Here is a 24289-nt window from a genome sequence, read left to right as displayed (position 1 = left end):
TCGGAATGGCAGAGATCGGCATTGGCATTCTGGGCGGCGGATATATGGGCAAGGCCCATGCGGTTGCCATGTCCTCGGTTGGGGTGGTGTTCAACACCGCTTTGCGTCCTCGGTTAGAGATGGTGTGCGCGTCCTCGGCAGAAAGTGTCGAACGCTATCGTCAGGCCTATGGCTTCGCCCGCGCGACCGACGATTGGCAGGTGCTGGTGAATGATCCCAGGGTCGAGGCCATTGTGATCGCGACCCCTCAGGAAACGCACCGCCAGATCGCATTGGCGGCAATTGCGCTGGGCAAGCCGGTTCTGTGCGAGAAACCTCTGGGCGCGTCGATGGAAGATGGCGCTGCGATGGTGGCGGCAGCCGAAGCCTCGGGCGTGGCCAACATGGTCGGCTTCAACTACATCCGCACGCCCGCCAGCCAATACGCCCGCCAATTGATCGCGGACGGAGAGATTGGCGACGTCACATGGTTCCGCGGCGAGCACACCGAAGATTTCTATGCCGATCCACAGGCCCCCGCGACCTGGCGCACTTCGGGCATGTCCAACGGCACGATGGGCGATCTTGCCCCGCATATGATCAACGCCGCGCTGGCATTGATCGGACCGATCAACCGCGTGATGGCTGAGGTCGAGACCGTGCACAAAACCCGTCCGGGCGGTGAGGTCGACAATGACGATCACGCCCAGATGATGGTACGTTTCTCCAATGGAGCGATGGGGTCGATGTATTTCAGCCGCATCGCGACCGGGCGCAAGATGGGCTACGCTTATGAGATCAGCGGCACTAAGGGTGCGATCCGCTTTGATCAAGAGGATCAGAATGCCTTGTGGCTCTATCGCATGGACGGTCCCGAGGCTGAACGTGGCTTCCGTAAAATCCTGACCGGCCCAGCGCACCCCGACTATGAGCCGTTTTGTCAGGGCCCCGGCCACGGCACCGGCTATCAGGATCAGATCATCATCGAAGCGCGCGATTTCCTGCGCGCAATCGAGACAGGTAAACCGGTCTGGCCGACTTTCCGCGACGGGCATGAGGTCAACCGGATCGTCGCTGCGGCGCTGGCGTCGTCGGCGGATGAAAGCTGGAAAAACATCGAAGATTTCTGAGCATCGGAGACAAGACAAGATGAGCATCAGAATTGGTAATGCGCCCTGTTCGTGGGGCGTGGAATTTGCGCAGGACCCGCGCAACCCGCATTGGAAAACCGTTCTCAGCGACTGCGCTGCGGCCGGGTACAAGGGCATCGAACTCGGCCCGGTTGGTTTCATGCCCGAAGACCCTGCGATCCTCGCCGACGCGTTGGCCGAGCATGATCTGGAACTGATCGGCGGCGTGGTGTTCCGCAACTATCACGACCCCGACGCGTGGGAGGACGTACTGGACGCCACTCACCGCACCGCCCGCGCTTTGAAGGCGCATGGTGCGCAGCATCTGGTGCTGATCGACGCGATCTCACCCCGTCGTGCGCCCACCGCTGGCCGCGCGAATGAGGCCGAGCAAATGGACAAGGCCGAGTGGACAGCCTTCCGGGATCGCCTTGCCGAAAGCGCGCGCATCGGGGCCGAGGAATACGGGCTGACCGTGGGCATGCACGCCCACGCGGCGGGCTTCATGGATTTCGAGCCCGAGTTGGAACGGCTGCTGGATGAGGTGGATGAAAGCCTGCTGAAAATCTGTTTTGATACCGGGCATCATTCCTATGCCGGGTTTGATCCCGTGAGTTTCATGCAGCGTTACGTTGACCGGATCTCATATATGCACTTCAAGGATATCTCACCGACCGTAAAGGCGGATGTGATCGCCAATCGGACCGGCTTTTACGATGCCTGCGGGCAGGGGATTTTCTGCAATCTGGGTGAGGGGGACGTGGACTTTCCGACCGTCCGTCAAGTGCTGTTGGATGCAGGATTTACCGGTTGGTGCACGGTCGAACAGGATTGCGACCCGACGCTGGATCCCGACCCGGTCGGCGATGCGCGGAAGAACCGCGAATACCTTGAATCCATTGGTTTCAGCTAAGGAGGCCCAGTGCATGACCAAACTGAAATGGGGCATGATCGGTGGCGGAGAAGGCAGCCAGATCGGACCGGCGCACCGTCTGGGCGCACTGGCAGACGGGCATTTCGAACTCACTGCCGGAGCGTTGGATCACCGACCCGATATCGGGCGCGAATATGCGCAACGGTTGGGCATCGCGGCAGACCGGGCCTATGGCGACTGGACCGAAATGCTGGAAGGTGAGCGCGGGCGCGATGACCGCATTGATCTGGTCACCGTGGCCACGCCGAATGCGACACATTTCGAGATCACCAAAGCCTTCCTGGAGGCCGGGTTCAATGTGCTGTGCGAAAAGCCCATGACCATGACCGTGGAAGAGGGCGAAGAGATCGTCAAAGTGGCCGAGAAATCCGGCAAGATCTGCGCGGTCAACTACTGCTATTCCGCCTATCCCATGGTGCGGCAGGCCCGTGCGATGGTGCGCGCAGGTGAGATCGGCAAGGTCCGTCTGGTCGTCACCAATTTCAGCCACGGCCATCACGGCGACGCCACCGATGCTGATAATCCGCGCGTCCGCTGGCGTTATGATCCGGCGATGGCGGGCGTGTCCGGCCAGTTCGCCGATTGCGGCATCCACGCGATGCATATGGCTGGTTTCATCGCCGACGATGAGGTCGAGTCTCTGTCTGCAGACTTCGCCTCGACCATCGTCAGCCGCGAGTTGGAAGATGACGCCATGGTCAACTTCCGAACGGCCAAAGGCGCAGTTGGCCGCCTATGGACGTCCTCGGTGGCCATCGGTCGCCAACACGGGTTCGACATTCAGGTGTTCGGAGAAACCGGTGGCCTGCGCTGGGCGTCCGAGCAGCCGAACCAGTTGATCTATACGCCCGTTGGTGGACGCTTGCAGATCATCGAAAAGGGTGAGGGCGGGTTGCATGAAGATGCGCAACGTCTCAGCCGCGTGGCGATTGCGCATCCCGAAGGCTTCCCGCTGGCGGTTGCGAATATCTATTGCGATCTGGCGGACGCGATTGCCGGAGAGGTCCGCGATGGGTTGCCCAATGCAGCAGATGGTGTGCGGTCGATGGCTGCGGTGCACACTGCGGTTGCGTCTGCCAAGCAGGGCAGCGCGTGGATGGATGCCCGTCCACCGATGTTCCGTTAACTTTCGGGTACGGGGCGCAAGGTGCCCCGTTCCACCACCGAGCAGGGGAAAATGCGTGCCTCGGGATAGCGGTCGGGTTCCTGCAGGGTCGCCACCATAAGCTCGATCGACGAACTGACGATCTGTCTGATCGGCTGATGAATGGTGGTGAGGTCAATGTTCTCCCACCGGGCCATCTCCATATCGTTCAGACCGATGATGCCGATATCTTCGGGCACGTTCAGGCCGCTGTCCAAAATCGCCGACAGGACGCCGATGGACAACACGTCGTCACCACAGAAATAGGCCTCGGCCCGTTCGGATTCCAGCAGCCGCAGCATTTCCTGTCGGCCCGCGTCGAACGAGTAAGCCTCGGCGAAAGAGCAGGTCACGGTGACCTCAGGGTGCAGCGACATTTCCGACATAAAACCCGCATGGCGATCCTGCGTTGATGTTGCGGCTTCGGGCCCTCCCAGAAAGGCCACCTTGCCATAGCCGCGCACCACCAGCTCGCGCGCGGCCATGCGCCCGCATTCCACGTTGTCGATCCCGACCACATGAACCTGTGGCGAGGATGAATAGCGTCCGAAACTATGGACAACTGGCACGCCCGCATCCCGGAACGCCTTGGCAAAGCCAGGTGGCAGGGTTGAAGAGGCGACAACCACGCCATCCACTGAATATTGCCGCAACATCCGGACCGAATTGGCCGGATCGACCTCATCCGTGAGGTTGACCAGCAGCGGACGCAGCCCGCGATCCTGCAGCCCTCGGGTGAAAAGGTCAAAGACCTCCAGAAAGATCGGGTTGTGAAAGTTGTTCGACACCAACCCGATTAGCTTGGTGCGCCCCGTGGTGAGCGATGAGGCCAGCGCGTTGGGGCTGTAGCCCAGCTCGTGCGCGGCCTTCTCGACCTTGCGGCGCATCTTGTCGGACACCGAGGCCCCGTCGGTAAAGGTGCGCGACACAGCCGAGCGGGAAACGCCAGCGCGTTCTGCAACCTCTTTCAATGTGACAGCCATGATCCGTCTGACCTTCCCGAGCTTAGTGGCAGTCCTTTTACCTGTATTCTCTGGCAGATACAGTATGAAACACTTCGGATATCTTTTGCAACCGGTTGCAAAATACTGAAGGATGTGCTCTAACACGACTCGGAGAGGTGCGAAGAACCGCCTCAATCCGCGATAACATGAGTTTTTGGGAGGACATCATGACTTCACTGACGAAGAAGCTGGCGCTGGCGGCGGTGGTCGCTGCGACGCCGCTGATCGCAGCCACGAGCGCTGCGGCGGAAGGTGAAAAGTACATTCTGGTCAGCCATGCGCCGGACAGCGACAGCTGGTGGAACACGATCAAGAACGGCATCGCGCTGGCGGGCGAGCACATGGGTGTTGAGGTTGAATATCGCAACCCGCCCACTGGTGACCTTGCTGATATGGCGCGGATCATCGATCAGGCGGCAGCTTCTGGTCCGAATGGGATCATCACCACGCTGGCGGATTATGACGTGCTGAGCGGCCCGATCAAATCGGCTGTGGATGCGGGTGTGGACGTGATCATCATGAACACCGGTACTCCGGATCAGGCGCGTGAGGTTGGGGCGCTTATGTACGTGGGTCAGCCCGAATATGACGCCGGTTTCGCAGCAGGCCAGCGGGCCAAGGGTGACGGCATCGGCTCGTTCCTGTGTGTGAACCACTATATCGTTCAGCCCTCCAGCCAGGAGCGCTGCCAGGGCTTTGCGGATGGTCTGGGCATTGAACTGGGCGATCAGATGATCGATGCCGGTCAGGACCCGGCTGAGATCAAGAACCGCGTGCTGGCCTATCTGTCGGCCAACCCGGAGACAGACGCGGTTCTGACGCTGGGTCCGACCTCGGCTGACCCGACCATTCTGGCGCTGGAAGAAAACGGCATGGCCGGTGACATCTATTTCGGCACCTTCGATCTGGGTGGCGAGATCGTCAAAGGCATCAAATCCGGTGTGATCCAGTGGGGTATTGACCAGCAGCCCTTCCTGCAGGCCTATCTGCCGGTTGTTGTAATGGCCAACTACCACCGTTACGGCGTTCTGCCCGGCAACAACATCAACTCGGGCCCCGGTTTCGTGACCGCTGATGGCCTGACCAAGATCGAAGAATTTGCTGGCGAGTACCGCTAATTCTTGCAACGCGGGCGCCCTGCCAAAGGGGCGCCCGCTGACAGTTTTCTGACGCAAATCACTGCTTTTACCGGAGGAGCGCTCTCATGGGCGAGTCTGCTCAAAACACGACGTTAAACGACGAACGGATCAAAGAGATCTCGCCCCTGCGCAAGGCCCTGATCCGGCCCGAACTTGGTGGGATGGTCGGCACCGTAGCCGTATTCACATTCTTCCTGCTGTTCGCCTTCGACAGCGGCATGTTCAACGCCCAGGGCATGATGAACTGGTCGGTTGTCTCGGCGCAGTTCATGATCATCGCGGTTGGCGCGTGCCTTCTGATGATCGCGGGTGAGTTTGACCTGTCCGTCGGTTCGATGATCGGCTTTTCCGGGATGATGATCGCGATCTTCTCGGTCACACTCAGCTGGCCTGTTTGGATGGCAATTATTGTCACTTTCGCGATGGCTGTAGCGATCGGGGCGTTGAATGGCTGGATCGTGGTTCGGACCGGGCTGCCCAGCTTTATCGTGACGCTGGCCTTCCTGTTCATCCTGCGCGGCTTCACCATCTTCCTGCCGCAGGTGATCGAGCGCAAAACCATCATTGGCGGTGTGAAAGACGCAGCCGAAGGTGATTGGCTGGCCCCGATCTTTGGCGGTAAAATCCTGCAAGGTCTGTTCCAGTGGTTGGGCGACGCTGGGATCATCGCGGTGTTTGAACGCGGCACGCGTCAGGGCCAGCCGGTTGTGGACGGTGTGCCCATGCTGATCGTCTGGGCCATTGGGTTGATCATTTTTGGTCATGTACTGCTGACCAAGACACGGTTCGGTAACTGGATCTTCGCATCGGGCGGCGATGCCGAGGCAGCGCGCAACTCGGGTGTGCCTGTGAACCGGGTCAAAATCCTGATGTTCATGTTCACTGCCTTCTGCGCCACCGTCTTCGCAGTCTGCCAGGTGATGGAGTTCGGTTCGGCCGGTGCCGACCGCGGTCTGCTGAAAGAGTTCGAGGCGATCATCGCCGTGGTCATCGGCGGCGCGCTTCTGACCGGAGGCTACGGCTCGGTTCTGGGGGCGGCGCTGGGCGCACTGATCTTTGGCGTGGTGCAGCAGGGGCTGTTCTTTGCGGGTGTCGAAAGCTCGTTGTTTAGGGTCTTTCTAGGCGTGATTTTGCTAGGGGCTGTGATCCTCAACACCTATATCCGCCGCATCATTACGGGAGAGCGTTGATATGAATCCCGAACATGCACCCATTATCCAGATGAAGAACATCGAAAAACACTTCGGCAGCGTGATCGCGCTGGCGGGGGTCTCGGTGGACGTGTTCCCTGGCGAATGTCACTGCCTTCTTGGTGACAACGGTGCCGGCAAGTCGACTTTCATCAAGACCATGTCGGGCGTGCATCAGCCTACGCACGGAGAAATCCTGTTCGAAGGCAAACCCATGCACTTCACCGATCCGCGCGATGCGATCGAGGCCGGGATTGCGACGGTGCACCAGCATCTGGCGATGATCCCTCTGATGTCTGTCTCGCGCAATTTCTTCATGGGCAACGAGCCGGTGAAGAAAGTTGGCCCGATCCACTTCTTCGATCATGACTACGCAAATAACGTCACGATGGAAGAGATGAAAAAGATGGGCATCAACCTGCGTGGACCTGATCAGGCCGTTGGCACGCTGTCGGGCGGTGAACGCCAGACCGTTGCCATCGCGCGTGCGGTTCACTTCGGGGCCAAGGTTCTGATCCTGGACGAACCGACCTCGGCGCTTGGTGTACGTCAGACTGCCAACGTGTTGGCAACCATAGACAAGGTGCGCAAGCAGGGCATTGCGGTTGTCTTCATCACCCATAACGTCCGCCATGCGCTGGCTGTAGGGGATCGCTTTACGGTTCTCAACCGCGGTCAGACGCTGGGTACGGCGCAGCGTGGCCAGATCACGCCCGAAGAGCTGCAGGACCTGATGGCCGGTGGTCAGGAGATGGTCGAGCTTGAGGGCAGTTTGGGCGGCACCGTCTGATCATATCACACCCCGCCGGTTGCTTTGGCGGGGTGCTTATTTCTTTTCAAAGAACAGAATGACCTCGCCCAAGCGCACGCCAAAACGCGAGACATAGGCTCTGTTCAGCAGACGATCATCGGACAAAAGCCACATCCAGTCATCGAAATCGACACGCATAGTGCCGTCTTTGGTGGGCAGGTCGATCTTGTATTTCCAATTGAACGTATCGCCTCGCTCAATCCCGCTGGCGGTGCCCAGCACACCGGGGGCGGTGCCGGTCCAGGTGTCTTCGCCGGTCTTGGTCAGAGTCCAGATCCGTTGCTCGGTGGCGCCATCATCATAGACGAAGTCTTCAACCAGCGTCAGCGTTTCTCCATCCCACGTCCCGTCGATCTCGACCGTAAAGCGACGCGGGACGTTGCCCAGCACATCCTGAAACTGGCCGTAGGCCACTGTCTTACCGTCAAAGAACTCCTCAAGGTTCAACTGACGATCGGAAAGGAATGTCTTGGGTACGCGCGGTTTAGCCGAGCAGGCGGTGAGCATCGCCAGTCCCGCAAGGGCGACGACAGCAACAAGAGTGCGGCGCGAAATCATTGCAAAACCCTCAGTTCAGACTCTGCATCACGCCCATTTGCCCCATGCAGATGAGCCGGTTTGACCTCGGGGGCCGGGCGCATCGTGGCGACCAACTCGGCCACCTTGATTCCGAATTTGCGCATCTCAGACCGGTTCATTATCGCGCCGTTTTCAGTCAGGTACATCCAGTCGGTCACATCCAGCGTATGCCCGCCCGCATCCTCGGGCAGGATGATGCGATAGGTTAGCTTCACGGTCGCGCCCGAGATTACGCCTTTGCCCTCACCCACGATATCGTCGGCCGTCGCGGTGAAGGTATTGCCAGTGCCCAGCGTCAGATACCATTTGCGGGTCATCTGTTTGCCGTTGGAATAGGTGAAGTATTCGGACAACGTCCCGGTATTGCCGTCCCATTCGCCGACCATACGCGCAACGAAGCTGTTCGACATCTTGCCGTTGGGGCCATAGATCAGCCCTTCGGACAGGATCTCTCCATTCAGGTTATCCTTCAGCGAAAACGCGGGCCCCGTCCCGGTGTAATCGGTGGGAGATTGTGACCGAAAGCTGAGAAAGCGGCCCTTGGCGGCGAACAGCGCAAAGACGGCCAGCAGGCAGATCAGAAGAAGTTTCATTTGGCGGTGACCTCCGTCGGCAGCGTTAGAACCATCCCGAACGCGCCGAGTTTGAGAATGCAGGGCAGCACGGCATAGGCGAGGGTGAGCGTGTTCAACGCCTCGGCCGAGTTGGTCTGTCCCGGTGTGAAACCGCTGCGTTCCAGCAGCGGCAGAGTGAAAAAGGCGGCCAAAGCAAGCCCCAGCTTGCCTGCGAAAGACCAGATGCCGAAAGCGGCGGATGCGTTCAGCCCCGCGCGGGTCAGCACGACCGAGAACATGGCGGGTAGAACCACCATATCCGCGCCCAAAGCGGCACCTGATGCGAGGCAGATGAGGGCGAACCCGGTCAGGTTTCCCGGGGCCAGAAGCGCGGCCCCGACAAAGCCCAGAATGGCCAGCGGCATCGCGATAATCAGAGTCTGTTTCGGGCCAATCCGGTTGCTGAGCTTGGCCCAGAACGGCACGCTTAGCCCCGCGCTGAGGAAGAACAGGATCAGAAGCGGTCCGGCTTTTCCGGGCAATTGCAGCCGGTCCTCGACAAAGAACAGAAACAGGGTCGAGGTGATAGCCACAGGCAGGCTGTTCACCAGTGCCAGAACGAGCAGTCGCAATGCCCCGGCTTGTCCCAGCCCTGAAAACGACAACGCTTGTCCGGTGACTGGACTGCGCCTCCACATCGGCAGGGTCACGACCAAGGTCACTACGGCCAAAATGCCAAGGAAAAGGCCGAAGGCCGGGTATCCCTGCGCGCCGGCACCCAGCGCCACGAACAATGCGGGTGCGGCTGCGGCAATGACAACACCGGTCAGTTGCCCGCCCTCACGGAAGGCGGCCAGCCGCATCAGCTCTTTCGGCGTGGCGTGTTTGGCCAGCGTCGCGCTGCGGCCATAAAGCAGGATGGTGCCAAGACTGTAGGCCGAGAACAGCAAGATCAAAACAGACACTAATGCGGCGATACTGGCCCCATCGGGCAGGCCAAAGAGCAACGGAAACCCGATCGCCAAACCCAGCGCGGCGGCTGTGGCAAACAAAACCTGCGCCCCGGGCCAACGGTCAATCGCCCAGCCGATAAGCGGGTCCTGAACCAGATCGATCAGCCGGATCACCAACAGCACAATGCCGATCATGCCCAACCCTATGCCAAGGTTCACAGCCGCAAACCGCGGCAGGTGGATGTAAAGCGGGATTCCGGCCGCTGCCAGCATCAACGCATAGAGGCTGACCCGCGGATACAGCATCAATTCCCTCGCAACGCCTGCGTAAAGGCCGCTGACCGGGTGTTTTCGCCCAGAAAGATCGACATGAAGCTGCGTTTGATGCCCGGGTAAGACATGGTGCAGAGCTTCTGCCCGTTCAGCCAGAACCCGACCTTGTTTGGCCCTTGCGAGATCGCCAGATAGCGGTCGCCTTTGCTGACGGCGTTGAAACAGACCTCAAGCTGTTTGCGCACGGGGGCTGCGCGTCCGATGCGCTTCATCTCGTCCAAGGTCGAGTTGATCAGCGCCTTTTTGGTCACGTTGCGGCGATAGCGCAGTTCGAGACCGAAATCGTCGCTCCAGTTAAGGGGGGCGCCGCCCTGGGTGAAAAGCTGGGCATCATAAAGCGGAAAGCCCAGATAGCGATAGGTGGCCGTTCCGCGCAGCTCGGCATCATTAAGGGCGCCAAAAACAGGTGACGCCGCCAGCCCTCCGGGAACCAGCAGCATCAGCGATACAAGTGCTGCGCCAACGTTATGCCGACGCGGGGACAGCGGGTTCTTTGTCAGAAATGCCATTGTCAGCTCCGATAATCTGCGGGGTGCCGGTGATGCGTTCGACAACATGCATCGTGCTGGCAATCCCGTCTTCGTGAAAGCCGTGCCTGTTATAGGCCCCGGCAAACCAGGTTCGGTTCTGTCCCTGCATCTCGCGGATCTGCCCTTGTGCACGCAGGGCGGCTTTATCGAACACCGGATGGGCGAATTCGACCTGATCATAGATTTTGTCCGCGGGAATTTCTGAGGCGGCGTTCAGCGTCACAAACAGCGGATCGCTGTCTGGAATGTTCTGAAGCCGGTTCATCCAATATGTGACCCCAACATTGCCCTTTTGCGAGCGATAGGTCCAACTGGACCAACAGGCGCGCCGCCTTGGCATCTGCCGGGGATCACAGTGAAGGATCGCTGTGTTCGGTTGATATTTAATCGCGCCAAGCGCGGCTTTCTCGTCTTCGGTCGCCGCGTCGCCGAGAATGGCGAGGGACTGATCGGAGTGGGTGGCCAGAATGATCTCATCAAACAGATCGGCTTCGCCGCCCGCATGCACCGTGACACCCAGATCATGACGTTCGATCCGCTGAACGGGCGAGGCCAGACGGATGTCAGCCCCCCGCGTGCGTAATGCAGTCTCGATCCGGCGCACATATTCGATGCTGCCACCTTTGACCGTGTACCACTGGTGCTGATTGGCGCGGCCCGAGGCCAGCAGCGCGTGGTTGCGGAAGAACTGCACCAGCGAGCGGGCCGGGAACTGATCGACAAACTCGACCGGGGTTGACCAGATCGCGCCGCACATGGGCATCAGATAATTGTGCCGGAACCAGTGACCAAGGCGCAGCTGATCCACAAGCTCTCCGATCGTGGTGTCATCGTCTTGGGCCGCGGCCGGGGCCTCTTTGCCAAAGCGTAGAATGTCGGCGATCATCTTGTAGTAGGCGGGCCGTGCAAGGTTGCGTTTCTGCGCCGTCAAGGTGCGCAGGTTGTTCAGCCCGTATTCGATGCGGCCATTGTCTATGGTTGCGCCAAAGCTCATTTCGCTTTTGCTGACCGGGACGTTCAGCTCATCGAAGAGGCGCGTCAGATAGGGGTAGGTGGCATAGTTGAACACGATAAAGCCGGTATCGACTGGCTGATCGCCGTTGCGCCCTGCCATGACCGTGCGAGCGTGGCCGCCCAGACGGGGTTCGGCCTCGAACACCGTAATGTCGTGGTTCTCAGAGAGATAATAAGCTGCGGAGAGACCTGAAATGCCTGCGCCAACTACTGCGATTTTCTTGCGTACGCCCCGGGTTTCGTCGAACATTCCATCCTCGTTATTCGGCATTTTACAATGGGATACGCAGGATATGAGGGGCTGGATCAATCGGCGTAGAAGTTTTTCGCGGACGCACTATGTTGTGAAGTCTGGTTACATGCCGCGGGGTTCACGAATTGCGGTGTGATCCAACTGTTTCACCGGGCCGTATTGTCCCCAACATGACCGAAATGGCCCAACCATGAGCAGCTTCAGCGGAAAAACCTATTGGATCATTGGTGCCAGCGAAGGGCTAGGCCATGCTTTGGCCGAGGCGCTCAGCCAGAAGGGTGCGAATCTGGTTCTTTCAGCGCGCAATGCCGAGCGGCTGGCCGAGATATGTCAGACCCTGCCCAACGCCCGGGCTGTGCCGTTCGATGTGACCGACCTTGAGGCTGTCCGCCGTGCCGTGGCCGAAACCGGCGAGATCGACGGGCTGGTCTACAACGCAGGCGCTTACGACCCGATCCGAACCGCCGACTGGAATACCGAGGCTGCTTTGGCAATCAGCGATGTCAATTACTCTGGCGCGCTTCGTGTGCTGGGCGAAACGGTGCCTGGGTTTGTGCGCGAAGGCCGAGGCGATGTCACCCTGATCGGGTCGCTGGCCGGGTATCACGGTCTGCCCAACGCGATCTCTTACGGTGCCAGCAAGGCGGCGCTGATTTCACTGGCTGAAACCATGCGGCATGATCTGGCAGGTACCGGCGTGACAGTGCGCATCGTCAATCCGGGCTTTATCAAGACCCGTCTGACTGAAAAGAACAGTTTTAAGATGCCGATGCTGATGACGCCCGAGGATGCCGCCGACCGCGTTCTGCGCGCCATGTCCCGCCGCCGCTTTCGCACCGATTTCCCGGCCCCGTTTTCATGGGCGATACGGCTGATCGATTATTTGCCGGACATTCTGATCTATCGCGGCAAGTGACGTCAGCCGCACGTGAGCCTCTGGATCACGCCCGCACCGTTCACATACACATTCAGCCGGTCAATACGATAATCCTGTGTAGCGATGGCGTCGGGGCCCAGGATGCGCGAGCGTTCAGGCAGTTGTGCCTGAATGTCCGAGACGGGCTGGCCAATGGCATCGGCAAAGGGCTCACCCTTGCAAAAGGCCAGATCAACCGGCGAGGTCTCGGGCGTGGGCAAGGTGTCATCAACTGCAGCCGTCTCGGCGCAGGCGGCCAGCAGACACAGGATCGGAATAAATCGGTGCATTGGCGTTCCTTTTTCCGGCAATGTCGTTTCTGAAATATCAAAGATTTAGCCAACCTGTCACGAAAGTGCAGTTGAAAACACCCTGTATTTGACGCAGGGTCGGGGCAAATAAGACAGGGAGACAAGCCGAATGCGTACCCGTGCCGCCGTCGCCGTTCAGGCGGGCAAACCTTTGGAAGTGATGGAGGTGAACCTCGAAGGCCCCAAGGCGGGTGAGGTTCTGGTCGAGATCAAGGCCACCGGCATCTGCCACACCGATGAATTCACCCTGTCGGGTGCCGACCCCGAGGGTCTGTTCCCCGCCATTCTGGGCCATGAAGGCGCGGGCGTGGTGGTTGAGGTCGGCCCCGGTGTGACAAGCCTGAAACCGGGCGATCACGTGATCCCGCTTTACACTCCGGAATGTCGTGAGTGTGAATACTGTCTGCATCCCAAAACCAACCTGTGTCAGGCGATCCGCTCGACTCAGGGGCAGGGGTTGATGCCAGACGGAACGTCCCGGTTCTCGACCTTGGATGGTGATCCGATCCTGCACTATATGGGATGCTCGACCTTCTCGAACCATACGGTTTTGCCGGAAATTGCGCTGGCCAAAGTGCGTGAGGACGCGCCGTTCGACAAGATCTGCTACATCGGCTGTGGTGTGACCACCGGTATCGGGGCCGTCATCAACACCGCCAAGGTCGAAATCGGTAGCCGCGCGATCGTGTTTGGTCTGGGTGGCATCGGTCTGAACGTCATTCAGGGCCTGCGTCTGGCCGGGGCCGATCAGATCGTTGGCGTCGACCTGAACCCCGCCAAGGTCGAGATGGCCACCAAGTTCGGCATGACCGATTTCGTGAATCCCAAAGAGGTCGAGGGCGATCTGGTCCCCTATCTGGTCGATCTGACGAAAGGCGGTGCGGATTATACGTTCGACGCCACCGGTAATGTGGGCGTGATGCGCGATGCTCTGGAATCGGCACATAAGGGTTGGGGTGAATCGATCATCATCGGCGTGGCACCTGCCGGTGCCGAAATCTCGACCCGCCCATTCCAGCTGGTCACAGGCCGGTCGTGGCGCGGTACCGCCTTCGGCGGCGCGCGGGGCCGGACCGATGTGCCCAAGATTGTCGACTGGTACATGGAAGGGAAGATCGAGATCGATCCGATGATCACCCACACCATGGGTCTGGACGACATCAACCACGGCTTCGATCTGATGCATAAAGGCGAAAGCATCCGATCGGTGGTTGTGTACTAAGACCCTAATCAGGCTATTTTCTGAGACGGCGCGGTTTATCCTGCGCCGTTTTTCATTAGCCCCCCGGTCGCGATGCCCCGGTGTCTGCGCGTGGTGAGCGGACCCGCAGAACGGGCGTGTTGGCCGACGTGTTGGCGCGGCTCTCGCGCCATACCACAAAGACGCCCGAGGCGATGATGATGCTGGCCCCGACCGCGACCCAGATGTCGGGATGCTCGTTAAAGAAGATCACACCGAAGATCGTGGCCCAGATGATCTGACTGTACTGGCTGGGGGCAACGACCCCGGCAGGTGCGGCGCGATAGGCGAGGATGATCAGCTGTTGCGCGATGACCGACAATACGCCGACCAGCGCCATCATCGCCAGATGCAGCAGGGATGGCGGCTGGTAGACGGCGGGTTGCGCGATACTCATGACCACGATGGCCAGCAGCATGGGATAAAGGATCAGCACGGCCGAGCGTTCTTCATTCCCGATCTTACGCACCAGAACCGAGGCGAAGGCGCTGCAGAACGCTGCCGTCAGGGCAGCGACATGGCCCAGCGTGATCTCGGTCGCGCCGGGGCGCAGAACAATCAGAACACCGATCAGGCCGACGCCGACCGCGGCCCAGCGCTGGGCGCGGACAACCTCGCCCAGTATCGGGATCGACAGAACCGTGACGATCAGCGGGAAGGAGAACAGCAGCGAATAGACCTCGGCCAATGGCAGGGCAGAGAAGGCGAAGAAGGCACAGGACATGGCCGTGATCATCAGGACCGAGCGTAACAGGATCAGCCATGGATGACGCGGCAGGAAATTGGCGGTGGTGCGGTCGGCAAGAATCGTGACTGCCATCGGGACGAAGGAAAACAGCGTCGCGAAAAAGATGATCTGCAGAACCGAATAGGTGCCACCCAGAACTTTGATCAGCACATCATGGGTGGCAAAGACGGCGAATCCCAGAAATGCAAAACCTAGCCCGCGAAGGGTGCTGTCCTGAGTGCGCATGGCTGAGGCCTCGGTAAGTTTGGGGTTTTGCGGCCTGCTTAGACCCAAATTCCCGGCGCGGATAGAGGAAATTTTACCGCTAACATATCAGATGGTCTAACCCCAAAGCGCCGGCAGGGTCCGCGATCAAGTCTGAGTTTGCAGGACCAGCTTGAACAGCTCTGTGATCTCGGCGATCTGTTCCGGCGTATATCCTTCCGGTGGCGCAGCGTCCGGGCCCTCCAGATCGTCGGTGGCGAAAAGCTGTGGCATCGCGGGAAAGAACGACTGGCGTATCGCCTCGTTGCTGCGTTGGTATTGGGCGACATAAGTTCGACGCTGCGCCTGCGTCAGAAACCGGGCCTTGCCGTTCGGGTCCGGCGGCAACGCGCGTTGGATGCGCCGGGTCTTCGGATGGCCCGCATCGCTCAGCGCCTGCAACAGTTGGATGCGCCCCAGCGAGGGCGAGACGTTTTCGACCCGGGTTTCGGGCACCGCCTGCGCCAGTTCATCAAACCCCATCACCGCCATCGCATCGGTGACGGTCGACCCGCCGATCAGTGCGCTGCGTTCGCAGATACGGGGGTGCACGTCGCAGTCCAGATTGAACCACGGACGCAGCTCGGCATAATAATCCGACCCCGATCCGTCGAATTTGTCGATATAGTCCCAGATTGTACCGCGGAACCGGCCATTTTTGAGCTTTTGCAGATATTTGCTCTCGATATAGCGGTCCTGACGGCGCAGATAGACCAGCAGGTTCAGGGGATAATCCTGCAGCACCGGCAACGCCTTCAGGATGTTTTCAGGGGCCATCCCGAACAGCATCTCGGATGAAATCAGCACCGTTCGCGCCCGACTGTTTCTGATGTGCCGGCTGATCTGATCCTGAAACTGCGCCAGCTGTGCTTCGCGCCCCTTGTTGATCGCGATCGCCAGCTTGTTCACCGAGCTGTGGCCATCGATCGTGACATAGCCAAGGCCCGCCGCTTCAAGCTGTGCGCGGTTATCGGCGCAGAAATGCTGCAGCGCCGTGGTGCCGCTTTTGGCCGTGCCGATATGTAGCCAGATATTCTGAATCATGGGCGTCCGCTGCGTTTCTAAGCCCCAGTGCTATACTAGGGCGCTGAGCGCGTACAGCCATTTGAACCGGCGCTTTGCGCAGGAAACGGGTCGAGGCGCAGATGCGCTGCAATCATTATCATCCCAAAGCAAGGAGACGTATCATGCAAAAGATTTCTGCCCTTCCCACTGATCAGGTTCAGGCCTACCGGCGCGGCGCTCTGGACGGCTATGGCAACCCGCCCGAACGGGCCATGTCCAACGGCGCAGGCAATCCCTGCCGCCACTGTCTGACCTATATTCCCGAAGGCAAAGAGATGCTGGTGCTGGCCCACAGGCCCTTTCCCAAAACGCAGCCTTTTGCCGAAACAGGGCCGATTTACCTCTGTGCAGAGCCGTGCGAGCGCTACGATGCCTCGATGGATCTGCCTGAGGCTCTGGCCGATTCACCCAACTACCTGATCAAGGGATATGGGGCCGATGATCGGATCGTTTACGGCACCGGCATCATCACGCCGCAGGCGCAGTTGCACGAGGCCGCCGAGGCGATCTTTGACCGCGCCGAGGTGGCCTATATCCACATCCGATCAGCTCTGAACAACTGCTATCACGCGCGGATTGACCGCGCCTAAAGCTTGACGCGGTGCATTCCCCGGTGCGGCTGATCGGGGTCGTCCGCAGGCAGATCATCGGACCGGCTTGAGGTCAGCGCGAGGAAGACGTCTTCCAGATCGGCCTCTTCGGTGCGGACGTCGCGGATGCGGATACCGGCTTGCCGCACCGCCTCGAGCACCTGTTCGGCGCTGGTCTGGTTGCTGTGATACTGCAGCACCAGATCGCCATCGTCGCGCAGCGCGGCGGTCACGTCTTCGGCGTCGGGCAAAGTCTGGATGGGCGCGTCGGGGATGATGACCATGGTGCGGCTGTCCATGCGGCCCAGCAGGTTGGCGGTGCTGTCCTGCGCGACCTTCTCGCCCTGGTTGATGATGGCGATCTCGTCGCACATCTCTTGCGCTTCTTCCAGATAATGCGTGGTCAGGATGATGGTCATGCCCTGCTCGTTCAGCTTGCGCACGTTGGCCCACAGCATCTGCCGCAATTCGATATCGACGCCTGCGGTCGGTTCATCCAGCACCAGAATCTGCGGGTGATGCACCAGCGCCTTGGCCAGCAGCAGCCGCCGTCGCATCCCGCCCGACAGCGTGCGCGCATAAGCCTCGGCCTTGTCGCTGAGGCCCACCAGCTCGAGAATCTCGTCGCTGCGGCGTTCGGCCTTGGGCACACCGTACAGGCCAGCCTGAACCTCCAACGCGCCGCGTGGGGTGAAGAACGGATCAAGGTTCAGTTCCTGCGGCATCACGCCGATGGCGGCACGCGACTGGCGCGGGTTGCGGTCCTGATCATAGCCGCAGATCGACACATGCCCCGAGGTCTTGACCACAAGCCCCGCCAGAATGTTGATCAGCGTCGATTTCCCGGCCCCGTTCGGCCCCAGCAACCCAAAGACCGATCCTCGCGGGATCGTCAGGTCGATCCCCTTCAACGCCTGCTTCTCGGGCTGGCCCTTGCTGCCGCGATAGGTTTTGCGCAGCCCTTCGATCCTGATTGCCGCATCGGCCATGTGGCTCTTGCCCCCGGTTTGCTCATCGCTCATAAACGCACCTAAACCATGCCCGCGAGGCCGACAACCGAAGAAGGATCGCCAGCCGTGACCATCGAAGCGCCGGAAACCAAGATCGTGGAAACCTCTCGCGTCGCCTGTGACGGTGGCGAAGGGGCATTGGGCCATCCGCGCGTCTGGCTGCAAATCCCCGAGGATACCGGCTGGGTCGAATGCCCGTATTGCGACTGCAAATACGTTCTGAAAGGGCATGAGGGCTGATCGGCCGCGTGTGACCGGAAAGGACAGAGGATGCTGTTTGCAGCCACGACCATCGACCTTTCCGATCAGCAGCCCATCGCAAACGGCACCGTCCGCAGCGTCTATGAGTTTCCCGGCCAGCCCGATCTGCTGATCAAGGTATTTACTCGCGCCGAGGATCGCGTCTCGCATCGTTGGGGCAAGCGCCTGGCGTGGAAGCTGGTACCAAGCGCGCGTTATCGCAGCATATTGAAAGAGATCGAATGCGAGCTGCGCGTCGCGCTCAGGCTTGGTGATCGGATCAGCCAGTCTCCGCTGTCGCGGATGCTGGGCGTGGTGCAGACCAGCCGCGGCCCCGGCGTTGCGGTGGAACGGATCAGCGGGCCGGATGGCGGCCTCGCCGAAAAGCTTAGCCCTTTGCTGGCGCCGGACCGGCTGACAGATGCGCTTCTGCAGGATCTGAACGCCTTTGTCGCCAGGATGTTCGATCTGCAGATCGTTGCCCGCGACGTCAAGCGCTCAAATATCGTCTATGGCACCCGCGGCGGTGCCCCGGCCTTTTTCCTGATCGACGGCTACGGAGAGCGCAACCTTGTCCCTCTGCGCAGCATGTCCAAACGTCTGAATGATCGCTCGCTCAGCAAACAATTCGCGGTCATCGCCCAGAAATCCGGGCTGGTCTGGGACCCGTCGGAGCGCAAATTCTCAGGCCGCTGATAGAGCTCTGAGCGGCCTCGTCTTTTGCCAACGCATTCGGTACAACTTGGCGCAACCCAGCGCAGGAGCCCTCATATGACCACGACGCAATTCGGAAAAGGCTGCCATCTGCATCTGATTGACGGATCGGCCTTTATCTTCCGTGCCTACCACGCGCTGCCGCCGTTGACGCGGAAGTCGGATGGATTGCCGATTGGGGCGGTGTCGGGCTTCTGCAATATGCTACAAAAATATGTCGAGGATAACGCGGGGCCGGATGCGCCGACCCACGTGGCGGTGATCTTCGACAAGGGCTCCCATACCTTCCGCAACGACCTTTACGACCTTTACAAAGCCAACCGCGAGGCGATGCCCGAGGATCTGCGCCCGCAGATGCCCCTGACCCGCGAGGCGACGAAGGCGTTCAACATCGCCTGCAAGGAGCTGGAGGGCTATGAGGCCGACGATATCATCGCGACGCTTGCCGTTCAGGCCCGCGAGGCGGGGGGGCGTGTGACCATCGTCAGCTCCGACAAGGACCTGATGCAGCTCGTGGGCGACGGCGTCGAGATGCTGGACGCGATGAAGAACAAACGCATCGACCGCGACGGGGTTTTCGAAAAGTTTGGCGTTGGTCCCGAACGCGTGGTTGATGTGCAGGCTCTGGCCGGGGATTCAGTCGACAACGTACCGGGCGCACCGGGCATCGGGGTCAAGACGGCGGCGCTGCTGATCAACGAATATGGCGATCTCGAAACCCTGCTGGACCGCGCCGAAGAGATCAAACAGCCCAAGCGCCGCCAGACTTTGATCGAAAAGCGTGACCAGATCGAGTTGTCGAAAAAGCTGGTGCAACTGGATGAACAGACGCCGCTCGATTTCACGCTGGATGATCTTGAGGTCCGCGATCCCGAGCCGGGCACATTGCTGGGCTTTCTGGCCGAGATGGAGTTCCGCACCCTCACCAAACGCATCGCTGACAAGCTGGGCGCCGAGGCTCCGGTCATCGCTGATGCCCCTGCGCCCGAGGTGGTGTCCGAGGTAGAAGATGTTCCGTTCGATGCGTCGAAGTACGAATGCGTACGCGACGCTGCGGCGCTGCAGAAATGGATCGATCAGGCGTATGAACGCGGCTGGATCGCGGTGGATACCGAGACCACCGGCCTGAACCAAATGATCGCTGAACTGGTGGGCATTTCGCTGTGCGTTGAGGCGGGTGAGGCGTGTTACATCCCGCTGATCCACCGCGAAAGCGCGACAGATGATCTGTTTGGAACCGACGCGCTGGCCGAGGGGCAGATGCCGCTAGATCAGGCTCTAAACCTGCTGAAACCAATGTTCGAGGATCCTTCGATCCTGAAAATCGGGCAGAATATGAAATATGACGCGAAGATTTTCGCGCGTTACGGTATCAACGTGGCCCCCATCGACGACACGATGTTGATGTCCTACGCGATGCATGGCGGTGAGCATGGGCACGGCATGGACACCCTGTCCGAGCGCTATCTCAGCCACACGCCAATCCCGATTAAACCGCTGTTGGGATCGGGCAAGTCGGCGATCACCTTCGACAAGGTTCCGATTGACGAAGCCACCGCCTATGCCGCCGAGGACGCGGATATCACCCTGCGCCTGTGGAAACTGTTCAAGCCGCAATTGCATCAGGTGCAGGTGACGACCGTGTATGAGACACTGGAACGCCCACTGGTGCCGGTGCTCAAGGAAATGGAGATGCACGGCATCAAGGTCGACCGCGATGTCCTGTCTCGAATGTCCAACGCATTTGCCCAGAAAATGGCCGGGTTAGAGGCTGAGATTCATGAACTGGCCGGCGAGAATTTCAACGTCGGCTCCCCCGCGCAACTGGGCGAGATCTTGTTCGACAAGATGGGGCTTGAGGGCGGCAAGAAGGGCAAGACCGGGAAGTACTCGACCGGCGCGGATATTTTGGAAGACCTTGCCACCGAGCACGAGTTGCCCCGCCGGGTGCTGGATTGGCGGCAGTTGTCCAAGCTGAAATCGACCTATACGGACGCGCTGCAGACCCATATCAACCCCGATACGGGCCGGGTTCACACGTCTTATTCGATCACCGGCGCGAACACGGGGCGACTGGCCTCGACTGATCCTAACCTGCAGAACATCCCGGTGCGGACCGAGGAAGGCCGGCGCATTCGCGAGGCGTTCATCGCCGAGCCGGGTAATGTGATGGTCAGTCTGGACTATAGCCAGATCGAGTTGCGGATTCTGGCCCATATCGCCGATATTTCGACCCTAAAACAGGCGTTTGCGGATGGGCTGGACATTCACGCCATGACCGCGTCCGAGATGTTCGACGTGCCGCTGGACGAGATGACGCCGGAAATCAGGCGGCAGGCCAAGGCGATCAATTTTGGTGTGATCTACGGCATTTCAGGCTTTGGTCTGGCGCGGAACCTGCGCATCCCGCGCGCCGAGGCGCAGGGGTTCATCGACCGTTATTTCGAACGCTTCCCAGGTATTCGGACCTATATGGACGACACGGTCGCCTTCGCGAAGGAGAATGGCTACGTCCAGACCCTGTTCGGACGCAAAATCCACACGCCCGAGATCAATGCCAAGGGCCCCCATGCGGGTTTCTCGCGCCGTGCCGCGATCAATGCGCCGATACAAGGAACGGCTGCGGATGTGATCCGGCGGGCGATGGTGCGGATGCCGGGGGCGATTGAGGGCCTACCCGCAAAGATGTTGTTACAGGTGCATGACGAATTGCTGTTCGAAGTGGCCGAAGACGCGGTGGATCAGGTGATCGGCGTGGCGCGGGATGTCATGGAGGGGGCGGCAGACCCGGCGGTGAAGCTGGATATCAAGCTGGTCGCGGATGCAGGGCAGGGCGCGAACTGGGCCGAGGCGCACTAGGGTCGCTGCTCATCAGGCCCGGCGGGCCCTCTTCGCAGCGGTCAGGCCTCGGGCCTGACAAGGTGTGCGACCAGACGTTTGACGGCAGGGCCCAGCGTCAGGATTACGGTGAAGGCGATGGGCCAGCAGAACGCCCATGACGCCATCCAGTCGCCAAAGGTGGAGGGGCCGAACCCGATGGCCTTGACCGTGGCGATGCCGGTGACGATGCAGGACATCAGCCCGGACATGATGAAACCGAACAGGGCGGTCGCAAAGCGGGCGGGAATCATGGGCGTCTCCTTCGGTCGGCACCCCGCACATATGCGGTATGCGATATGTGATGGCCAGTGCGGCGTCGAGCCTTAGTGTCGCATCCAGCTCAGCGAGGCCTCGGTGCGTGGGGTCGAGGGCGTGTATTCGGCGCTGACCCAGCCGGTATAGCCGCTGGCGTCGATGGCGGTAAACAGCGCAGGGAAATCGGTCGGGCCGGAACCGGGTTCCGCGCGGTCGGGGGCTGCGCCGATCTGGACGTGGAGAGCGCGGTCATAAAAGCGGTCCCAGACCGCCAGCGCATCGCCGTGGATCATCTGGGCGTGGAAGCTGTCATATTGCAGGCCCAGATTGGGGCGGTTCACCCGGTCCAACACCTGTGCTGCCAGATCGTAATCGTTCAGGAAATAGCCAGGTTGAGAGACGGGGTTGAGCGGTTCGATCGTGAACCGCTGATGTGGCGCGTTGTCGGCGGCCCATTGCAGGTTTTCGACGAAACACTCCAGCGCCTCGGGGCCTGAGGCGTAGCCCGACATTATGTGGATCAGGCCGGGTCGCAACACTTCAGCATAGCGCAGGACGCGTTTGATATCGGACCTGAACCGGCCCTCGCCACCCGGAACGGCGGCATAGCCGGGCTCGCCTCCGGTGTAGTTGGGGGGCGGCGCGTTGATCAGCACCAGATCCAGCCCGCTGGCCAGCAGGGCGCGGCGGGTTTCCTTGGCGGCCAGATCGTAGGGGAACAGGATTTCGACCGCCTCGAATCCCGCTTGGGTGGCGGCGGTGAACCGGTCGAGATAGGGCAACTCGGTGAAGAGCAGCGAGAGATTGGCGGCATATCTGGGCATGAGTGGTCCCGGTTGGTGCAGCGGTAAGTCTAGCCGCCGGGCGAGGGTGGCGAAAGGGACTGAAAACGACAGATTGTCGAAAATCGGCCAGATCGGGTGGGTCGAATCAGTCAGGCTCTGGCCATCGCGGCAGGTCATTTCACGGATGCCGCGCCCACGAGAAGGTCTGAACACTATGGCGATGAGCCCTGAACCCGCGCGCGGGCACGCCCTTGCTGCGCCTGCCGGGCGGTCCTCGGCGCTGTCGGGCAATGGTCTGGCGGTGGGATCGATGCTGACATGGGCGGCGGGTTTTCCGGCGGCCGAGATCCTGCTGCAAAGCTGGCCGCCGATTGCGTTGTTTGGCGCGCGGCTGGTGCTGGCGGTGGCGGTGATGGTGCCGCTGTGGCTGTGGCTGGACGGGCCTGCGCGGGTGCTGCGGGCGCGGTGGGGCCACGCGCTGTTTGTGGGCGGCGTGCTGGGGACGGGCATGTTCCTGATCATTCTGGCGCAGAAATTTACTGATCCCGTGACGGTCGCCATCATCGCCTCTTGCGCGCCGCTGATTGCAACATTGCTGGAACTGATGGCGGGCACCCGGAGGCTGCGGTGGCGGTTTGCGCTGGGCGTGGGGGTCTCGATCCTTGGCGGCCTGATCGCGACCAGCGCAGTGGCTCCGGCGCAACTGGGGCTGGGTGCGCTTTGTGCCGTAGTGTCGACGGCGCTGTTCTGCTGGGCCAGCATGGCCACGGCGCGGGATTTCCCCGAGCTCGGCCCGATGGGCCGCAGCACGATCACCCTGGCCGGAGGGCTGGTCACCGCGGTCGTCCTGATTTCGGGCGCGGCGCTGGCGGGGCTGGACATCCGGCCCGACCGCCCGGTGGATGCGCCGCAGTTGGGGATGCTGATGATCTATGCGCTGGTGTCTTTTGGTCTCAGCCAGTTTCTGTTCGTCGCCTCGGTCGGGCGGCTGGGCGTGGCGCTGGCGTCGTTTCACATCAACGTCGCGCCTTTTTACGTGATGGTCATCATGGTGGTGCTGGGGGATGAGTGGAACTGGACTCGCGCGCTGGGCGCCGGGATCGTGGCGCTGGCGGTGCTGCTGGCGCAGGACCGCCGGATGGTTCAGCCCAGTGCCTCTGATCGGATCAGCCCGAAGAATTGCCCGCCCGACCAGACGCCGAACCAGCCGTCGTGATGCGTGCCAATATCGACAAGGCGGTAAAAGCTCTTGCGGTCGATCCGCGCCTCAAGATCAGCGCGCACCAGTATGTAAGGTGAGGGCTCTTCTGTTGCCGGATCGGTAACAATGCGGATCGGATGATCGGGACCCGCGACGGCCGTGTCGCCCACATGGGTCGTGAAGCTCAGCGCCTGCGCCGTGCCTTGACCCGCGATATCGAAATCGACGGCCACGAACGGGGCGTCCTCGACGGTGATTCCCACCTTCTCGACCGGGGTCACGAGGTAATAGCGGCCCTCTTCTTTCTTAAGAATTGAGGAAAATAGCTTCACCAGCTCGACCCGCCGGATTGGCGACCCCATATAGAACCATGTGCCATCTTTGGCGATCCGCATGTCCAGATCGCCGCAAAACGGAGGAGTCCACAGGTGAACGGGCGGCAAGCCCCGCGTTTTGGCCGCCCGGACCGAGGCTGCCAGATCATCGGCAGAAGGTTTCACAGGTTTTTGTCCGCTCATTGCTTTTGCCATTTCCTCTCAGCGCG

Annotated in this window: 26 protein-coding genes; 13 read left to right on the top strand and 13 right to left on the bottom strand. The window is 60.6% G+C overall.

What is annotated here, in order from left to right:
* Nucleotides 1-5: 5 nt before the first annotated feature.
* The 3 genes from ACR0J1_RS07475 to ACR0J1_RS07465 are packed head-to-tail and all read left to right on the top strand — an operon-like array spanning nt 6 to nt 3169.
* The gene (locus ACR0J1_RS07475) at nt 6-1109 is read left to right on the top strand and encodes a Gfo/Idh/MocA family protein (RefSeq protein WP_480731882.1); all 1104 of its coding nucleotides are present in this window, start codon (nt 6-8) and stop codon (nt 1107-1109) included.
* A gap of 19 nt (nt 1110-1128) precedes the next feature.
* The gene (locus tag ACR0J1_RS07470; protein ID WP_480731880.1) at nt 1129-2022 is read left to right on the top strand and encodes a TIM barrel protein; all 894 of its coding nucleotides are present in this window, start codon (nt 1129-1131) and stop codon (nt 2020-2022) included.
* Between the two features lie 13 nt (nt 2023-2035).
* Entirely contained in the window at nt 2036-3169 is a 1134-nt protein-coding gene (locus ACR0J1_RS07465; protein ID WP_480731878.1) for a Gfo/Idh/MocA family protein, read from the top strand.
* Here the strand turns inward: ACR0J1_RS07465 and ACR0J1_RS07460 are convergent.
* Nucleotides 3166-4170, bottom strand: a complete 1005-nt coding sequence (locus ACR0J1_RS07460) for a LacI family DNA-binding transcriptional regulator (protein ID WP_480731876.1) — start codon at nt 4168-4170, stop codon at nt 3166-3168. The two genes, ACR0J1_RS07465 and ACR0J1_RS07460, sit on opposite strands and share 4 nt — an antisense overlap.
* Before the next feature lie 188 nt (nt 4171-4358).
* On the opposite strand from ACR0J1_RS07460, the gene ACR0J1_RS07455 reads away from it, so the two are divergent.
* The 3 genes from ACR0J1_RS07455 (at nt 4359) to ACR0J1_RS07445 (ending at nt 7310) form a co-directional block, all read left to right on the top strand.
* Entirely contained in the window at nt 4359-5309 is a 951-nt protein-coding gene (locus ACR0J1_RS07455; protein WP_480731874.1) for a sugar ABC transporter substrate-binding protein, read from the top strand.
* Nucleotides 5310-5395: 86 nt separating this feature from the next.
* A complete protein-coding gene (locus tag ACR0J1_RS07450) occupies nt 5396-6520 on the top strand; it encodes an ABC transporter permease (protein ID WP_480731872.1) in 1125 nt (374 codons plus the stop codon).
* Nucleotide 6521: 1 nt separating this feature from the next.
* The gene (locus ACR0J1_RS07445; RefSeq protein ID WP_480731870.1) at nt 6522-7310 is read left to right on the top strand and encodes an ATP-binding cassette domain-containing protein; all 789 of its coding nucleotides are present in this window, start codon (nt 6522-6524) and stop codon (nt 7308-7310) included.
* A gap of 36 nt (nt 7311-7346) precedes the next feature.
* On the opposite strand, the gene ACR0J1_RS07440 is transcribed toward ACR0J1_RS07445, so the two are convergent.
* Genes ACR0J1_RS07440 through ACR0J1_RS07420 form a run of 5 tightly spaced genes read right to left on the bottom strand, consistent with a single transcriptional unit; the run spans nt 7347 to nt 11544 of the window.
* Complete coding sequence (locus ACR0J1_RS07440) at nt 7347-7889, bottom strand: DUF3833 domain-containing protein (protein WP_480731868.1); 543 nt, start codon at nt 7887-7889, stop codon at nt 7347-7349.
* Nucleotides 7886-8503: a DUF3833 domain-containing protein gene (locus tag ACR0J1_RS07435; RefSeq protein ID WP_480731866.1), complete on the bottom strand. Its 618-nt coding sequence runs from the start codon at nt 8501-8503 to the stop codon at nt 7886-7888. The genes ACR0J1_RS07440 and ACR0J1_RS07435 overlap by 4 nt, the downstream gene beginning before the upstream one ends.
* Entirely contained in the window at nt 8500-9723 is a 1224-nt protein-coding gene (locus tag ACR0J1_RS07430; RefSeq protein WP_480731864.1) for an MFS transporter, read from the bottom strand. The genes ACR0J1_RS07435 and ACR0J1_RS07430 overlap by 4 nt, the downstream gene beginning before the upstream one ends.
* Entirely contained in the window at nt 9723-10259 is a 537-nt protein-coding gene (locus ACR0J1_RS07425; RefSeq protein WP_480731862.1) for a hypothetical protein, read from the bottom strand. The genes ACR0J1_RS07430 and ACR0J1_RS07425 overlap by 1 nt, the downstream gene beginning before the upstream one ends.
* Nucleotides 10216-11544 (bottom strand): NAD(P)/FAD-dependent oxidoreductase, encoded by a 1329-nt coding sequence (locus tag ACR0J1_RS07420; RefSeq protein ID WP_480731860.1) that lies wholly within the window; start codon nt 11542-11544, stop codon nt 10216-10218. Before ACR0J1_RS07420 ends, ACR0J1_RS07425 begins: the two co-directional genes overlap by 44 nt.
* Before the next feature lie 193 nt (nt 11545-11737).
* On the opposite strand from ACR0J1_RS07420, the gene ACR0J1_RS07415 reads away from it, so the two are divergent.
* Entirely contained in the window at nt 11738-12463 is a 726-nt protein-coding gene (locus tag ACR0J1_RS07415; protein WP_480731858.1) for an SDR family NAD(P)-dependent oxidoreductase, read from the top strand.
* Nucleotides 12464-12465: 2 nt separating this feature from the next.
* Here the strand turns inward: ACR0J1_RS07415 and ACR0J1_RS07410 are convergent, their stop codons facing one another.
* Nucleotides 12466-12753 carry an I78 family peptidase inhibitor gene (locus ACR0J1_RS07410; protein ID WP_480731856.1) on the bottom strand — a complete coding sequence of 96 codons (288 nt, stop codon included), beginning with the start codon at nt 12751-12753 and terminating at the stop codon, nt 12466-12468.
* Between the two features lie 130 nt (nt 12754-12883).
* Here ACR0J1_RS07410 and ACR0J1_RS07405 point away from each other — a divergent pair, with 130 nt between their 5' ends.
* On the top strand, nt 12884-13996 hold the full coding sequence (locus ACR0J1_RS07405; RefSeq protein ID WP_480731854.1) for an S-(hydroxymethyl)glutathione dehydrogenase/class III alcohol dehydrogenase: 1113 nt from the start codon (nt 12884-12886) through the stop codon (nt 13994-13996).
* A gap of 55 nt (nt 13997-14051) precedes the next feature.
* On the opposite strand, the gene ACR0J1_RS07400 is transcribed toward ACR0J1_RS07405, so the two are convergent.
* Together ACR0J1_RS07400 and ACR0J1_RS07395 are read right to left on the bottom strand one after the other, a co-directional pair.
* On the bottom strand, nt 14052-14987 hold the full coding sequence (locus tag ACR0J1_RS07400) for a DMT family transporter (protein ID WP_480731852.1): 936 nt from the start codon (nt 14985-14987) through the stop codon (nt 14052-14054).
* A 126-nt stretch (nt 14988-15113) separates the two neighbouring features.
* On the bottom strand, nt 15114-16049 hold the full coding sequence (locus ACR0J1_RS07395; protein WP_480731850.1) for a hypothetical protein: 936 nt from the start codon (nt 16047-16049) through the stop codon (nt 15114-15116).
* Between the two features lie 143 nt (nt 16050-16192).
* On the opposite strand from ACR0J1_RS07395, the gene ACR0J1_RS07390 reads away from it, so the two are divergent.
* Entirely contained in the window at nt 16193-16660 is a 468-nt protein-coding gene (locus ACR0J1_RS07390) for a DUF1203 domain-containing protein (RefSeq protein WP_480731848.1), read from the top strand.
* Here the strand turns inward: ACR0J1_RS07390 and ACR0J1_RS07385 are convergent.
* Nucleotides 16657-17649: an ABC transporter ATP-binding protein gene (locus ACR0J1_RS07385; RefSeq protein ID WP_480732149.1), complete on the bottom strand. Its 993-nt coding sequence runs from the start codon at nt 17647-17649 to the stop codon at nt 16657-16659. The genes ACR0J1_RS07390 and ACR0J1_RS07385 overlap by 4 nt on opposite strands.
* 87 nt (nt 17650-17736) lie before the next feature.
* On the opposite strand from ACR0J1_RS07385, the gene ACR0J1_RS07380 reads away from it, so the two are divergent.
* The 3 genes from ACR0J1_RS07380 to polA all read left to right on the top strand — a co-directional run bounded on the left by ACR0J1_RS07380 (nt 17737) and on the right by polA (nt 21483).
* A complete protein-coding gene (locus tag ACR0J1_RS07380) occupies nt 17737-17910 on the top strand; it encodes a zinc-finger domain-containing protein (protein WP_480471943.1) in 174 nt (57 codons plus the stop codon).
* A 30-nt stretch (nt 17911-17940) separates the two neighbouring features.
* Nucleotides 17941-18606, top strand: coding sequence for a YrbL family protein (locus ACR0J1_RS07375; RefSeq protein ID WP_480731846.1), 666 nt, complete (start codon nt 17941-17943; stop codon nt 18604-18606).
* 75 nt (nt 18607-18681) lie between these two features.
* Nucleotides 18682-21483, top strand: a complete 2802-nt coding sequence (gene polA / locus ACR0J1_RS07370) for a DNA polymerase I (RefSeq protein WP_480731844.1) — start codon at nt 18682-18684, stop codon at nt 21481-21483.
* 41 nt (nt 21484-21524) lie between these two features.
* Here polA and ACR0J1_RS07365 read toward each other — a convergent pair whose 3' ends face one another.
* Nucleotides 21525-21755, bottom strand: a complete 231-nt coding sequence (locus ACR0J1_RS07365; protein ID WP_480731841.1) for a DUF2798 domain-containing protein — start codon at nt 21753-21755, stop codon at nt 21525-21527.
* A gap of 72 nt (nt 21756-21827) precedes the next feature.
* Nucleotides 21828-22583 (bottom strand): hydroxypyruvate isomerase family protein, encoded by a 756-nt coding sequence (locus ACR0J1_RS07360; protein ID WP_480731840.1) that lies wholly within the window; start codon nt 22581-22583, stop codon nt 21828-21830.
* Nucleotides 22584-22728: 145 nt separating this feature from the next.
* Here ACR0J1_RS07360 and ACR0J1_RS07355 point away from each other — a divergent pair, with 145 nt between their 5' ends.
* The gene (locus ACR0J1_RS07355; protein ID WP_480731838.1) at nt 22729-23760 is read left to right on the top strand and encodes a DMT family transporter; all 1032 of its coding nucleotides are present in this window, start codon (nt 22729-22731) and stop codon (nt 23758-23760) included.
* Here ACR0J1_RS07355 and ACR0J1_RS07350 read toward each other — a convergent pair.
* On the bottom strand, nt 23688-24263 hold the full coding sequence (locus ACR0J1_RS07350) for a DUF1285 domain-containing protein (protein WP_480731836.1): 576 nt from the start codon (nt 24261-24263) through the stop codon (nt 23688-23690). The genes ACR0J1_RS07355 and ACR0J1_RS07350 overlap by 73 nt on opposite strands.
* Between the last annotated feature and the right edge of the window lie 26 nt (nt 24264-24289).

This window comes from Ruegeria sp. CJ3 (genome assembly GCF_056536725.1).
This window is presented reverse-complemented; position numbering and strand designations above follow the sequence as displayed.

Excerpts from the sequence above, each read along its gene's own strand:
- ACR0J1_RS07475 (WP_480731882.1), top strand. The coding sequence starts at position 6 with ATGGCAGAGATCGGCATTGGCATTCTGGGCGGCGGATATATGGGCAAG.
- ACR0J1_RS07470 (WP_480731880.1), top strand. The coding sequence starts at position 1,129 with ATGAGCATCAGAATTGGTAATGCGCCCTGTTCGTGGGGCGTGGAATTT.
- ACR0J1_RS07465 (WP_480731878.1), top strand. The coding sequence starts at position 2,036 with ATGACCAAACTGAAATGGGGCATGATCGGTGGCGGAGAAGGCAGCCAG.
- ACR0J1_RS07460 (WP_480731876.1), bottom strand. The coding sequence starts at position 4,170 with ATGGCTGTCACATTGAAAGAGGTTGCAGAACGCGCTGGCGTTTCCCGC.
- ACR0J1_RS07455 (WP_480731874.1), top strand. The coding sequence starts at position 4,359 with ATGACTTCACTGACGAAGAAGCTGGCGCTGGCGGCGGTGGTCGCTGCG.
- ACR0J1_RS07450 (WP_480731872.1), top strand. The coding sequence starts at position 5,396 with ATGGGCGAGTCTGCTCAAAACACGACGTTAAACGACGAACGGATCAAA.
- ACR0J1_RS07445 (WP_480731870.1), top strand. The coding sequence starts at position 6,522 with ATGAATCCCGAACATGCACCCATTATCCAGATGAAGAACATCGAAAAA.
- ACR0J1_RS07440 (WP_480731868.1), bottom strand. The coding sequence starts at position 7,889 with ATGATTTCGCGCCGCACTCTTGTTGCTGTCGTCGCCCTTGCGGGACTG.
- ACR0J1_RS07435 (WP_480731866.1), bottom strand. The coding sequence starts at position 8,503 with ATGAAACTTCTTCTGATCTGCCTGCTGGCCGTCTTTGCGCTGTTCGCC.
- ACR0J1_RS07430 (WP_480731864.1), bottom strand. The coding sequence starts at position 9,723 with ATGCTGTATCCGCGGGTCAGCCTCTATGCGTTGATGCTGGCAGCGGCC.
- ACR0J1_RS07425 (WP_480731862.1), bottom strand. The coding sequence starts at position 10,259 with ATGGCATTTCTGACAAAGAACCCGCTGTCCCCGCGTCGGCATAACGTT.
- ACR0J1_RS07420 (WP_480731860.1), bottom strand. The coding sequence starts at position 11,544 with ATGTTCGACGAAACCCGGGGCGTACGCAAGAAAATCGCAGTAGTTGGC.
- ACR0J1_RS07415 (WP_480731858.1), top strand. The coding sequence starts at position 11,738 with ATGAGCAGCTTCAGCGGAAAAACCTATTGGATCATTGGTGCCAGCGAA.
- ACR0J1_RS07410 (WP_480731856.1), bottom strand. The coding sequence starts at position 12,753 with ATGCACCGATTTATTCCGATCCTGTGTCTGCTGGCCGCCTGCGCCGAG.
- ACR0J1_RS07405 (WP_480731854.1), top strand. The coding sequence starts at position 12,884 with ATGCGTACCCGTGCCGCCGTCGCCGTTCAGGCGGGCAAACCTTTGGAA.
- ACR0J1_RS07400 (WP_480731852.1), bottom strand. The coding sequence starts at position 14,987 with ATGCGCACTCAGGACAGCACCCTTCGCGGGCTAGGTTTTGCATTTCTG.
- ACR0J1_RS07395 (WP_480731850.1), bottom strand. The coding sequence starts at position 16,049 with ATGATTCAGAATATCTGGCTACATATCGGCACGGCCAAAAGCGGCACC.
- ACR0J1_RS07390 (WP_480731848.1), top strand. The coding sequence starts at position 16,193 with ATGCAAAAGATTTCTGCCCTTCCCACTGATCAGGTTCAGGCCTACCGG.
- ACR0J1_RS07385 (WP_480732149.1), bottom strand. The coding sequence starts at position 17,649 with ATGGCCGATGCGGCAATCAGGATCGAAGGGCTGCGCAAAACCTATCGC.
- ACR0J1_RS07375 (WP_480731846.1), top strand. The coding sequence starts at position 17,941 with ATGCTGTTTGCAGCCACGACCATCGACCTTTCCGATCAGCAGCCCATC.
- polA (WP_480731844.1), top strand. The coding sequence starts at position 18,682 with ATGACCACGACGCAATTCGGAAAAGGCTGCCATCTGCATCTGATTGAC.
- ACR0J1_RS07365 (WP_480731841.1), bottom strand. The coding sequence starts at position 21,755 with ATGATTCCCGCCCGCTTTGCGACCGCCCTGTTCGGTTTCATCATGTCC.
- ACR0J1_RS07360 (WP_480731840.1), bottom strand. The coding sequence starts at position 22,583 with ATGCCCAGATATGCCGCCAATCTCTCGCTGCTCTTCACCGAGTTGCCC.
- ACR0J1_RS07355 (WP_480731838.1), top strand. The coding sequence starts at position 22,729 with ATGCCGCGCCCACGAGAAGGTCTGAACACTATGGCGATGAGCCCTGAA.
- ACR0J1_RS07350 (WP_480731836.1), bottom strand. The coding sequence starts at position 24,263 with ATGAGCGGACAAAAACCTGTGAAACCTTCTGCCGATGATCTGGCAGCC.